The sequence below is a fragment of the Pseudomonas sp. MPR-R2A5 genome (assembly GCF_058793055.1).
The window spans coordinates 147632-157805 of the sequence record NZ_JBXAFK010000009.1 but is presented as its reverse complement, the minus strand read 5'-3'; the positions used below and the strand labels follow the sequence as shown (position 1 = coordinate 157805).

The 10174-nt window shown below is 60.4% G+C and carries 13 protein-coding genes; 4 read left to right on the top strand and 9 right to left on the bottom strand.

Annotated elements, in window-relative coordinates; translation table 11 throughout:
• Nucleotides 1-153: 153 nt before the first annotated feature.
• Nucleotides 154-531 carry a hypothetical protein gene (locus tag AC1Q6I_RS09900; protein ID WP_024077075.1) on the bottom strand — a complete coding sequence of 126 codons (378 nt, stop codon included), beginning with the start codon at nt 529-531 and terminating at the stop codon, nt 154-156.
• 200 nt (nt 532-731) lie between these two features.
• On the opposite strand from AC1Q6I_RS09900, the gene AC1Q6I_RS09895 reads away from it, so the two are divergent.
• The 3 genes from AC1Q6I_RS09895 (at nt 732) to def (ending at nt 2592) form a co-directional block, all read left to right on the top strand.
• Nucleotides 732-917, top strand: coding sequence for a CsbD family protein (locus AC1Q6I_RS09895; RefSeq protein WP_024077074.1), 186 nt, complete (start codon nt 732-734; stop codon nt 915-917).
• Nucleotides 918-1098: 181 nt separating this feature from the next.
• Nucleotides 1099-2049, top strand: coding sequence for a YihY/virulence factor BrkB family protein (locus tag AC1Q6I_RS09890; protein WP_024077073.1), 951 nt, complete (start codon nt 1099-1101; stop codon nt 2047-2049).
• Nucleotides 2050-2052: 3 nt separating this feature from the next.
• A complete protein-coding gene (gene def, locus AC1Q6I_RS09885) occupies nt 2053-2592 on the top strand; it encodes a peptide deformylase (protein WP_024077072.1) in 540 nt (179 codons plus the stop codon).
• Nucleotides 2593-2666: 74 nt separating this feature from the next.
• On the opposite strand, the gene AC1Q6I_RS09880 is transcribed toward def, so the two are convergent.
• From AC1Q6I_RS09880 to gstA, 3 genes are all read right to left on the bottom strand, one after another.
• Complete coding sequence (locus tag AC1Q6I_RS09880) at nt 2667-3485, bottom strand: class I SAM-dependent methyltransferase (RefSeq protein WP_069076888.1); 819 nt, start codon at nt 3483-3485, stop codon at nt 2667-2669.
• A 59-nt stretch (nt 3486-3544) separates the two neighbouring features.
• Complete coding sequence (locus tag AC1Q6I_RS09875; protein ID WP_024077070.1) at nt 3545-3982, bottom strand: GNAT family N-acetyltransferase; 438 nt, start codon at nt 3980-3982, stop codon at nt 3545-3547.
• A gap of 398 nt (nt 3983-4380) precedes the next feature.
• Nucleotides 4381-4983 carry a glutathione transferase GstA gene (gstA, locus tag AC1Q6I_RS09870; RefSeq protein ID WP_024077068.1) on the bottom strand — a complete coding sequence of 201 codons (603 nt, stop codon included), beginning with the start codon at nt 4981-4983 and terminating at the stop codon, nt 4381-4383.
• Nucleotides 4984-5079: 96 nt separating this feature from the next.
• Between gstA and AC1Q6I_RS09865 the strand changes: the two genes are divergently transcribed.
• On the top strand, nt 5080-5952 hold the full coding sequence (locus AC1Q6I_RS09865) for a LysR family transcriptional regulator (protein WP_102625305.1): 873 nt from the start codon (nt 5080-5082) through the stop codon (nt 5950-5952).
• A 149-nt stretch (nt 5953-6101) separates the two neighbouring features.
• Here the strand turns inward: AC1Q6I_RS09865 and AC1Q6I_RS09860 are convergent, their stop codons facing one another.
• The 5 genes from AC1Q6I_RS09860 to AC1Q6I_RS09840 form a co-directional block, all read right to left on the bottom strand.
• Entirely contained in the window at nt 6102-6614 is a 513-nt protein-coding gene (locus tag AC1Q6I_RS09860; protein ID WP_024077066.1) for a hypothetical protein, read from the bottom strand.
• 133 nt (nt 6615-6747) lie between these two features.
• The gene (locus tag AC1Q6I_RS09855; protein ID WP_102625304.1) at nt 6748-8163 is read right to left on the bottom strand and encodes an MFS transporter; all 1416 of its coding nucleotides are present in this window, start codon (nt 8161-8163) and stop codon (nt 6748-6750) included.
• Nucleotides 8164-8303: 140 nt separating this feature from the next.
• The gene (locus tag AC1Q6I_RS09850; protein ID WP_102625303.1) at nt 8304-9041 is read right to left on the bottom strand and encodes an NAD-dependent epimerase/dehydratase family protein; all 738 of its coding nucleotides are present in this window, start codon (nt 9039-9041) and stop codon (nt 8304-8306) included.
• A gap of 16 nt (nt 9042-9057) precedes the next feature.
• Nucleotides 9058-9690, bottom strand: a complete 633-nt coding sequence (locus tag AC1Q6I_RS09845; RefSeq protein ID WP_024077063.1) for a glutathione S-transferase family protein — start codon at nt 9688-9690, stop codon at nt 9058-9060.
• A gap of 170 nt (nt 9691-9860) precedes the next feature.
• Nucleotides 9861-10094, bottom strand: coding sequence for a DUF6124 family protein (locus AC1Q6I_RS09840; RefSeq protein WP_102625302.1), 234 nt, complete (start codon nt 10092-10094; stop codon nt 9861-9863).
• Between the last annotated feature and the right edge of the window lie 80 nt (nt 10095-10174).

Genomic DNA, 10174 nt, shown 5'->3' with positions numbered 1-10174 from the left:
GACTGAGCCCTGTAGCGTACAGGACCCGGTCCGCTGTAGCCTAACCAACAGCTGTCCAGCTTTTGGGGCGCACTTCAGTGTGAAGTCAACAGATTCAGTGACTGACACTGCTATCGCGGGCAAGCCCCCTCCCACATTTTTTTTGCCGCGTTCCTACAGGGCGAACTGCGCGAAGTTGACACCGGCACCCGCCGGACGCACATCCTTCAGGAACGAATCCTTGTCCGCGCTCAGCTCCAGGGTAATCTCCGGCTTGCGCTTGCCCGCATTGCGCACCACCAGCCCTTCGAGCTTTTCACGCAGGAATACCGTCGGCACCTTCAGGTGCAGCAACTGGTCGGTCTCGGCGTTGTGCATCAACAGGTGAATCCACTCGTACTGGCCCACGGCAATCCGCGCCACCGGCAAGTCGAACCACCAGATATTGCGTTTGCGGTCCAGGTCGGTGAAATGGCAGTTGTTGACGCCGAGAACGGCACCGCCCAGTTCCTGGTTTCTGCGGGCGATGGCCTGTGCTTTATTGAGTTTCATAACCTTCCTACGGGATCTGTTATTCAGCGTTATAGCCTGAATGTGCCGCGCATTCTCGTGGGTTGGCCGCAAAACATAAAGCCAAACCTGCGCATGGCGATGAAATGCCCACCGAAAAATAATTGAAACTCTGCCGAACAGCCCCGGGTCAATCTTTAGGTAATGACCAAAACCCTTGATTGTTCTTTCGGAGGCATACCATGAGCAGCACATCGGATAAGGTAAAAGGCGTCGCGAACGAAGCTGTCGGCAACATCAAGCAAGGCGTCGGCAAAGTGACCGGCAACGATAAGTTGCGTGCTGAAGGTGTCATTCAGGAAAAGAAAGGCGAAGTGCAGAAAGCCGTCGGCGACACCAAGGACGCCGTCAAAAAAGCGACCAAGTAAACCTGAATCGCTGGCTGTGTTCATTGAGCCCAACGGCCATCCACGGATGGCCGTTTTTATGTGCGGCGGTGCAACTAAATTCTTGAAATTGTTTCAAAGTCGCCAGATAGGCTACTTTGATGTAGAAAACGCCCCCTGAGTCGCCCCTGAACTCAACCTTTTTGCGGCGAAAGGAGACGCTATGATTTTTCCGGTACTCGATGGCCTCAAGCTGCACACAGTGCTGGTGCGCACGGTCAAGGAATTCGTCAACGACGAGATGTCGACTTACGCCTCGGCATTGGCCTACCAGATGCTGTTTTCCTTGTTTCCGTTCCTGCTGTTCCTCATTGCCTTGATCGGTTTCCTGCACCTGCCGGACTTTTTCACCTGGCTGCGCCTGCAGTCGGAACTGGTGTTGCCGCCCCAGGCCCTGGAGCAGGTCAACCCGGTGATCGACCAGTTGCAGCAATCCAAGGGCGGCCTGCTGTCGGTGGGTATCGTGATTGCACTATGGACCGCCTCGGCCGGCGTGCGCTTGATGATGAGCGCGATGAACGCCGCCTACGACGTGGTCGAAGGGCGGCCGATCTGGAAGCGGTTTCCGTTGTCGATTTTCTACACCGTGGGCATCGCCGGCATGCTGCTGGCCGCCGCCGCGCTGATGGTGCTCGGGCCGCAGGTGATGGAGTGGCTGGCGGGGCAAATCGGTATGCAGGAATTCGTGGTCACCTTGTGGACCATCCTGCGCTGGCCGCTGATCGTGGTCCTGCTGATGTTCGCTGTGGCCCTGATGTACTACGTGATGCCCGATGTCGAGCAGAAATTCCGCTTTATTACCCCAGGTTCCGTGCTGGCGGTGGTGGTGTGGATCGTCGCGTCCCTGGGCTTTGGCTACTACGTCAAGACCTTCGCCGACTACAACGCCATGTATGGCAGTATCGGTGCAATCATTGTCCTGCTCCTGTACTTCTATATTTCTGCTGCCGTGTTGTTGCTCGGTGCGGAGATGAATGCCGTGATCGAACACATGTCCGCCGAAGGCAAGGACCCCGGCGAAAAGGCATTCGATGCACACACCCACGTGAGTGAGAAACAGCACGTCTCTGGCCTCGGCCGAGACCATTCCAAGCCCACCCCTGACGAAGTCTGATCGATGATCCGTGAAATCCTGAAAATGGGCGACGAACGCCTGCTGCGTATCGCGCCACCGGTCCCGCCGGAAATGTTCGACAGCCCCGAGCTGTGGCAGTTGATTGATGACATGTTCCAGACCATGGAGCACGTCGGCGGCGTCGGCCTGGCCGCACCGCAGATTGGCGTCGACCTGCAACTGGTGATCTTTGGTTTCGAGAGCAGTGAACGCTACCCGGACGCTCCGGCCGTACCACAGACGATCCTGATCAACCCGCTGATCACACCGCTGAGCCCGATACTGGAAGAGGGCTACGAAGGTTGCCTTTCCGTACCCGGCCTGCGTGGCGCGGTAGACCGTTACCAGCAGATTCGCTACGAAGGTTTCGACCCCAAGGGCGAGCCGATCGTACGTATCGCCGAAGGCTTCCACGCGCGCGTGGTGCAGCATGAATGCGACCACCTGATCGGCCGGCTGTACCCGTCGCGGATCACCGACTTCAGCAAGTTCGGGTTTATCGAAGTGATGTTCCCGGACATGGACCCGACGGCCGACGAATAACCTCGCCGATGCCCACAAATCCCTGTGGAAGGGGCTGGTTTGCCCCCGCCACATGGGGGCGGCGGTGAGTCAGATCATTTGGCTGGTTTGACGAACCGCAACGTCATCCGGTCCGATTCGCCAATCGCCACATACCTGGCCTTATCCTGCTCGCCCAGCTTCAACGTCGGCGGCAAGGTCCAGACGCCGCCGGCATAGTCCTTGGTGTCCTTCGGGTTGGCGTTGACCTCACTCTGCCCGGCCAGTTTGAACCCGGCATCGGTCGCCAGCTTCACCACCTGCGCCGTGGTCAGGTAACCACTGTCCTTGATGGCGTCAAGGTTTGCGCCGTCCTTGGCGCGATGGTCTTCCACCCCCAGCACGCCACCCGGTTTCAACACGTTGTAGAACCCGCTGAAAGTGGCCTCGGCGGTATCGGCCAACACCCAGTTATGCACATTGCGGAACGTCAGCACGGCATCCGCCGACGCGGGTTTGCCGAACACCGGGGCCTTGGGATCGAACTCGACCACTTCAGCCTTGGCATAGCGCGCCGGGTCGGCGGCGAATTTCTTTTTCAGGTTTTCTTCCGACGTGCGCGCGTAGGCACTCACACTGGGGGCCTGCACGGCGGCGATGTAGTGCCCGTGGTCCTTGAGCAGCGGTGCGAGAATCTCGCTGTACCAGCCGCCACCTGGGGTGATTTCGATCACCCTCTGCTGGGCGCCCAGGCCAAAGAACTCAAGTGTCTGCTGTGGATGGCGATAGACGTCACGCGCGCTGTTAGCCGGGTCGCGCCAACTGCCGGCCAGCACACTGGCGTATTGCTTGGCGGTAATCGGCGCGTCGGCGGCCTGGCTGAAGGTTGGCGCGAGGAGGGCGGTGAGGGACAGAGCTGCAAGCGTCGTTTTCATGATCATCCTGTAGAGGGCTTCTGTGCCGTCGAGGCTAGCATGGGCCCAGTGTCGGCCGATCACACATTATCCGAGGTCGACCTCACCAAAGGTTCTAAGCCCATCGCAATCATCGGCTTGTTACGCTTGTAGCGCACCAGTCGTTCGCTGAGGGATTGCGGCAACAGCGTGTCCTGGGTAAAGCCCATGCGCTGATAAACGCCTTCCAGCTCCGGATGACAGAGCAGCCACACTGTGCCTTCCACATCTGCCACCGCCGCACCGATCAAGCGGGCTGCCAGACCCTGGCCGCGATACGCCGGGTCGACAAACACGCCCGTCAACCATTGCCCGCCAACCACGGGCGTGAGGCACAGGCCGGCGACAATCTCGCGGCGGCGCGCCACCCACAGACGTCCGCCCTTGAGCGCCTTCATCGACGACTGGTGGCTGCGATAAAACTTGTTCAGCAGCGGCCACAGGGGCTCTGCCAGCAGATCGATGGTCAACTCGGGCATGGTCTTCAGGCAGCGTAATCACGGGCCGAGGATTATAAGCGTCTTCTGTAGGGCAATAGGTGGTATACCCAGTGTTACATCCCCTGTAAGTGGAGCACGCATCATGGCCAAAGGTATGGATTCAAAGAAAGCCGCGAAGAAGAAACCGGCAAAAACCGCCGACGAAAAACGCGCCGACAAGAAAGCCAAGAAAACCGACACAGGTCTGTTCGGTCACTGAGTGACAAGCTTATAACCCAATGATCTGCCAGATTTTCCCGCCTCATTGCACAGAGCAGGAAACACCTGCTCTGAGCTGCCGCACGCCCCCTCTACCAGAACAGCGCACGGCCTCTGTGCCGCATGCAGCCCCCCCGTCATTGCAGGCGAGCCGGTGCCACACTGGCGTCTATTTCAGATCATGAATTTTCGGCGGCCAGCGCGGCGATGACCGTTGGCCGCTCGCCCACCCGCTGTTGAAACGCCGCCAGCGCCGGCCACTTGCCCAGATCAATGGCGTGAAACCCCGCCCAGCGCAGCACCACGAACAGGTAGGCATCCGCTACTGAATAGTGCGCGCCTAACAGGTAATCCTGGTGCTCCAGGGTCTGCACCAGCACCGCGAAGCGCTTGAACAGCGTGGCCTGGAACGAGGCTTTGACCTCGCCCTGAATCGCATTGTTGAAAAACACTGCCAACCCACCATGAATTTCAGTCGCAATAAAATTCAGCCACTCCTGCAAGCGCACGCGCTCCCAGCTGCCATTGGCCGGGGCCAGGCCCGCGTCGGGTTTGAGGTCGGCCAGGTATTGCAGGATCGCGCTGGCTTCGGTCAACACCTGGCCGTTGTCCAGTTGCAGCGCTGCCACATAGCCCTTGGGGTTGATCTGCAGGAAGTCCTGGCCATCGGCAGTGGTTTTGGCCTGGTTATCCACGCGCACCAGGTCGAACGGAAGCGCCAATTCGCGCAGCACGATATGGGGGGCGAGGGAACAGGCATTGGGGAAGAAATACAGTTTCATCTGTGACAGCTCCGTTGAATTTGCGCCAGTCTCACCGCCGTGGCACCTTGCGTAAAATTAAACCTTCGGATCCCTGCCATAAGGACAGCGACTGTCATGATGAACCTGATGCACTGGCGCCTGCTGGTGGCGGTGGCCGATCACGGCAGCATCACCGCCGCCGCCGGACATGTCGGCATGACCCAGTCCGCCGCCAGCCAGGCCATGGCTGGCATGGAGGCGACGCTGGGTGCTCAGTTGTTTACCCGCGAGCCGCGCAAGACCTTGCCCACCGCCCTGGGGCTGAGTGTGATCGAGCAGGCGCGGGTGATGCTCGGGGCCTTGCAGGCGATTCGCAGTACTGTGGATGAGGCCAGGCCCATGCTGCGGGGGACGATTCGCATCGCTAGTTTCCCCATGGCGCTCGCGACCTTTCTGACGCCGTTTTTGCAACGTTTCCGCCAGTTATATCCCGGTATCGACGTCACCACCCTGGATGTTACCGATAACGAGGTGCTGACCCTGCTCGAGGCCGACCTGATCGACCTGGGCGTGGTGCTCAACCCCAAGCCCGAGCGCCAGGCCACCATATTGGGCCGTGACTGCTGGATGGCAGTGCTGCCGACGAACCATCCACTGGCACAACGCCCGGCCGATGCAAGCGTAAGTCTTGAGGAACTGTTCGAACAAGCCTTCGTGCTTGCCACCGGTGGTTGCAGCGCCAATGCCCGCAGCCTGGGCGCCGCGGTAGGGCTGACCCTGCGCGATATCCGCGTGGAAGTCCGCGAATGGAGCAGCGCCTTCAGCCTGGTACGCGAAGGCGTTGGCGTGACGCTGGTGCCGGAGATGGCCCTGCCGGTCGAGCGCCAGGGTTTACGCGTGATGCCGCTGACAGCGCCGCGGTACCGCGAGTTTGCCCTGGTCGGTTCACCCAACCGCCCACCTTCGGCCGCCGCCGACGCGTTGTTGAAGATGCTGGCTGAACGTTGATGCGCTTGAATCCACCAGGGGGCGATGGATCAGTCGCCCAAGGTTGAGACTGACACCCAGTGATCGGGAACCGGCCCGCTCGCCATCAGGGGGCCGGTTTGCTGTACGACAGCGCCAAGTCGCAGACAGGGTTTGCCTTGCGCGGTTGCTTAGATCGCCGCGAGGGTGTCTTTCACCGACTGCGCCTGGGGCGCCGCGGTCTTCGCCGCTACCTGCTGCTCTTGTTGTACTTTCACGCGCTCAGCCACCTGCTTGGCGATCGCATCCTGTTTTTCCTGGGGCATGGCCTGCACTTGTTCCTCGGTCAACCCTTGCTCCTTGAGCAACTGCTCGCGGATACGTTCGGCCGGGGTTTTGCTCATGTAATCGGTGAAGTCTGCGCGTGCGCTGCTGGTGGTGGAACCGGCGGCGGGTACATCCGTGGTCGCCGGAGTGGCTGCCGTGCTCGCTTGCAACTGCACGCGGGTCTTGGCGAAGGCTTCGTCGATGCGATCGTTGGCCTTGTCCAGTGCCTTCTGTACAACTGGCACGGTCACGCTTTGCTGCGCCGCTTGCAGGGCGCCGCTGTATAGCGTGCTGGCGGCGGCGTTGGCGGGGTCCATATCGGGGCGCTTGAGCTGTTGGACGGTCGATACGGCTTGAGTGTTGTTGTTAACCAGCATGATGGTTCACCTGGGGAAATGTACGGTGCCTCAGGTGGAGCAATTAGCGTGCCGGGCAGCATCACCCCGGTTTTACTGGGGCGCGCACGGCCGTCGCGGCAATAGTTGTCCCGTCGACGGCCAATCGTTGCCGTCAGTGGGCGATATTTTCCAACGCCAGATTGCGCGTACGCGGCCCGAACCAACTGATGGTGATCATCACGATCAACATGCTGCTGGCGATAAACGCCAACACGCCCGGGGTGCCCAGGTGTTCGAGGATAAAACCGATCAACAGGCTGCTGAACACCGTGGACAAGCGGCTGAACGAATAACAGAACCCCACCGCCCGCGCGCGGATATTGGTCGGGAACAGTTCGCTCTGGTACGAGTGATAACTGAAGCTCAACCAGGCATTGCAGAACGTGATCATCACCCCGCAGATCACCAACCCTACCGCCGTGGTCTGCAGGGCGAACAGGCTACCGAAGATCATCGCGCCCATGGCCGAGCCGACAATCTGCCATTTGTTTTCAAAGCGGTTGGCCACCTTCACGAACAACAACGGCCCCAAGGGGTAGGCGAGCGTGATGATAAAGGCGTACAGCAAGCTGTGGGTCACGCTGACACCCTGGCCCGAGAGCAACGCCGGCAGCCAGTTGCCAAAGCCGAAAAAACCGATGGCCTGGAACACATGGAACACGATCAGCATCAACGCACGGCGGCGGTACGGGGGTTGCCAGATATCGGCAAAGCGGCCGCTGCCTTGCACGCTGACGGTTTCCGGTTCGGGCTCATCCAGCGGCTGGCCGTAATCCTTCTGACAGCGGGCTTCGAGGTTGTCCATGATCGCACTGGCTTCGCCGAAACGACCTTTCTGCGCCAGCCAGCGCGGTGATTCCGGCAGGCGCTTGCGCAGTTGCCAGATAAATAGCGCAAACACTGCACTCGACAGCACTACCCAGCGCCAGCCGGCGACGCCGAACGGCGCCTGGGGCACCAGCCACCACGACATCAAGGCCACCGCCGGCACCGACAGGAACTGGATGAAAAACGCAAAGGCGAACGCCGAGCTGCGCATGCGCTTGGGTACCAGTTCCGACAGGTAAGCGTCGATGGTGACCAGCTCGATGCCCAGACCGATGCCCACCAGGAAGCGCATGCAGATGATGCCCAGGGCGGACGTCTGGATACCCATCAACACCGTGGCGACGGTGTACCAGATCAACGCGAAGGTGAAGATCGCCCGGCGCCCGAAGCGGTCGGCGATGGGGCTGAGCAGGCTGGCCCCGAGGAACAGGCCAAGAAAGGTCGCCGAGGCGAACGCGGCCTGGTCGGAGAAGCCGAATACACCGCCGCTGCCGGTGGCAAAGATGCCGTCCTTGATCAGGCCCGGGCTGATGTAGGCGGTCTGGAACAGGTCATACAGCTCGAAAAAACCGCCAATCGACAGCAGCGCCACCAGGCGCCAGATACTGGCGACAGCCGGCAGGCGGTCGATGCGCGCGCTGATATGGGCGGCACGGACCGGGTCGATGCCGTCCGTGGCAGAGGCAGTGAGTGTCGACATGGGGCAGATTCCAGGGGCAGTGAAGTGGAATCTTAGCCTGCTAACGGAAATCGCCGCTTGTGAAGTTGCCCGCGATGGCACGCCGATTCGCTGATTTATTGCGCGTCGGCGTGGTGTTTCAAGGTTTTTATGGCGTGTGCTCAGAAGGTGATCGGAATTTCAAAGGCCTGGAACGCGTCATCCACCGGTTGATAGCCCAGCACGCGCGTGGTTTCGCTTAAATCCAGGCGCTTGAAGCGGTTATTGGAGATGCCATGGGCGATCAGGTGTTTGACCCCGGCTGTTTCCACTGCACGTTGCAGCAATTGCACCGCGTCACGGGGGCTAAGCCAGGCGCTGAGGTCGCGGGCGTTGCGCAGGTCATGGGCCTCGGGGAATTCGAAGGCGCCGATGCGCAGGGCGATGGTCGATAGCGGGGTTTTCGCTGCGTAATAACCGCATAACGCCTCGCCGTAGCATTTGCTCACGCCATACAGGTTGGCAGGCAGCACGGGCATGCCGGGGGTGATCTGGCGGTCTACCGGGTAGCCTTCGATGGTCTGGGCGCTGCTGGCAAATACCAGGCGCTGCACGCCTGCGGCCACGGCGGCTTCGAACAGGTAGGTGGTGGCGAGGATATTGTTGGGCAGCAACTCCTCGAACGACGCGCTGGCGTGGGGGATGCCCGACAGGTGCACGATCACGTCGATGCCTTCGAGCAGGGCGGTGAGGGTGGAGCGGTCGCTAAGGTCGGCGTGTACGAAGCGGTGGTCACCCAGGTCGAAATCCGGCGCGACGCGGTCAGTGAGGATGAAACGGTAGCGGTCTTTCGAAGCCTCGAAAAATGTCTTGCCGATTCTGCCGCAAGCGCCGGTGAGCAGTACGTTGAATCCTTTCACGTGCTTGTCCTTGTGCTTAATTGTGACCGTCGAGGGCGAAGGTCTTGAAGCCGGCGTGCTGGCTGAGCCGCTGGTAGTACGCCGCAATGGCGGGGTAGGGCGGCCGCTGCATGGGCGTCATCTGCCAGCGATGCACCGAGAGGCCGATCAGGATGTCGGCGAGGGTGAAATCATCGCCGGCCACGTAGGCGCCGGTTTTAGCCAACTGTTGTTCCAGCAGCCCCATCTTGTCGTTCCAGGCCTGCACGCCGGCTGCGATACGTTGCGGGTCCTGATGGTCGGGGCTATTGCGCACCAGCGCCTGGAAGGCATAGCCCCAGGACGGGTTGAGTTCGGTCGCCTGCCAGTCCATCCACTGCTCGACCCGCGCGCGCGGTGCGGGTTCGATGGGCAGCAGGTCGTGGCGTTGGTAGAGGTTCACCAAATAGCGGCAGATGGTGTTGGATTCCCACAGCACGCCGTGGTCATCGATCAGTACCGGTATTTGGGCATTGGGGTTCAGGGCCAGGAATTCGGCGGATTGGGTGGGTTTGAAACCGATGCCCCAGTCTTCGCGCACGTAGTCTATGCCCAGTTCCTGGCAGGTCCACAGGACTTTGCGCACGTTGATCGACGAGGTACGGCCCAAGATTTTCAGTGAGTGTCCCATGGTGCTTTCCTGGCGGTGGAGAGTGGTTAATCTAGCAGGGGCCAAGTAGGCGCGGTTAAAAAATGTGGGAGGGGGCTTGCCCCCGATAGCGGTGAATCAGTCAGCCTGTCTGTAGCCGACCCACTGCCATCGGGGGCAAGCCCCCTCCCACATTTTTATCCAGTAGGGCCTTAGCAGCGTGGTGCGTGCTGGTCCATGGCTTTGCCCACCAGCAACACGCTTAGTTCGCTCAATTGGTGAATGGCCAGGGCAACATCACGGTGTTTGCCGGTAAGGTCATCAGACAGGTCGAGCAGCAAGGTGCTGACGGAGCACACGGTTTCGTAGCTGTTGATCAGCAGGGTTTCGGTGGAGACATCGGGGATGAGCGTGAACAGCGTAGTCGGGGGATTGACGCTTTGCATGGTTGAAGTACCTGGCTGTGCCAACACCCTAATCGCTACTAAACGAATGGGTGGCAGCTGTACGCAGGTTAGTAGACCGG

Coding starts and splice junctions, on each gene's coding strand:
- AC1Q6I_RS09840 (WP_102625302.1), bottom strand. CDS start 10,094: ATGCAAAGCGTCAATCCCCCGACTACGCTGTTCACGCTCATCCCCGAT.
- AC1Q6I_RS09865 (WP_102625305.1), top strand. CDS start 5,080: ATGATGAACCTGATGCACTGGCGCCTGCTGGTGGCGGTGGCCGATCAC.
- AC1Q6I_RS09875 (WP_024077070.1), bottom strand. CDS start 3,982: ATGCCCGAGTTGACCATCGATCTGCTGGCAGAGCCCCTGTGGCCGCTG.
- AC1Q6I_RS09860 (WP_024077066.1), bottom strand. CDS start 6,614: ATGCTGGTTAACAACAACACTCAAGCCGTATCGACCGTCCAACAGCTC.
- gstA (WP_024077068.1), bottom strand. CDS start 4,983: ATGAAACTGTATTTCTTCCCCAATGCCTGTTCCCTCGCCCCCCATATC.
- AC1Q6I_RS09855 (WP_102625304.1), bottom strand. CDS start 8,163: ATGTCGACACTCACTGCCTCTGCCACGGACGGCATCGACCCGGTCCGT.
- def (WP_024077072.1), top strand. CDS start 2,053: ATGATCCGTGAAATCCTGAAAATGGGCGACGAACGCCTGCTGCGTATC.
- AC1Q6I_RS09845 (WP_024077063.1), bottom strand. CDS start 9,690: ATGGGACACTCACTGAAAATCTTGGGCCGTACCTCGTCGATCAACGTG.
- AC1Q6I_RS09895 (WP_024077074.1), top strand. CDS start 732: ATGAGCAGCACATCGGATAAGGTAAAAGGCGTCGCGAACGAAGCTGTC.
- AC1Q6I_RS09880 (WP_069076888.1), bottom strand. CDS start 3,485: ATGAAAACGACGCTTGCAGCTCTGTCCCTCACCGCCCTCCTCGCGCCA.
- AC1Q6I_RS09900 (WP_024077075.1), bottom strand. CDS start 531: ATGAAACTCAATAAAGCACAGGCCATCGCCCGCAGAAACCAGGAACTG.
- AC1Q6I_RS09890 (WP_024077073.1), top strand. CDS start 1,099: ATGATTTTTCCGGTACTCGATGGCCTCAAGCTGCACACAGTGCTGGTG.